Origin of the sequence: Geminicoccus harenae (genome assembly GCF_019800005.1) — a bacterium.
In the GTDB taxonomy this organism is placed as follows: domain Bacteria; phylum Pseudomonadota; class Alphaproteobacteria; order Geminicoccales; family Geminicoccaceae; genus Geminicoccus; species Geminicoccus harenae.
In genome coordinates this window covers 1-575 of record NZ_JABGCL010000248.1, presented here as the reverse complement: position 1 = coordinate 575, position 575 = coordinate 1, and the positions used below count along the sequence as shown (strand labels likewise).

Sequence of the window (575 nt, the reverse complement as noted above, 5' to 3'; positions counted from 1 at the left end):
CTGAATTTCAATATTAAAATATATGGAATAACTGTCCCCATTACTATCTCTACCTAAAAAAGGGTCATCATAGATGAAATTCCGAATGTCCCTGACACCAAATAAATGCTCAACATTACTGTAACTGTCACTATTACTCCAACGAGGAATTTTTTTATCCGTATCAGTTATAACCGGGTCTTCACTTCCACTGGTATTTTCAATAGGACCAAGACTGTCCATTGATTTACTTAGCCCACACCTGTATTCTAACTCCTCGTTAGACAACATCGAATTGAACCACCGTTTTTCCATAGAGCTTTCTTGCCCCCTATTTATATGAAAATGCAATAGATGAATAGTCATTCGAGGAAAAATCATTTGAATATTTCATTTCCTATCAGAATAAGCATATAGATCCAATCACTCGGATTATTAACTAATAACGAGTGCGTATTGAAAGAAATGATTCTCTTTTGTGGGAATCCGGGATATCACTTCACTATATTATGATAGAACCCCCCCTTTTTTTTTTTCAATTCTAAATATTAAATAGAAAGAGTGGTTTCTCCCATGTCGTGTCAAATTCGCATCGA

General features: G+C 35.0%; 1 protein-coding gene. It reads right to left on the bottom strand.

Translation table 11 applies throughout. The features are described 5' to 3' along the window. The coding region (locus tag HLA95_RS30460; protein ID WP_222185218.1) for a hypothetical protein at positions 1-270 on the bottom strand (270 nt) is incomplete at its 3' end. Positions 271-575: the final 305 nt, after the last annotated feature.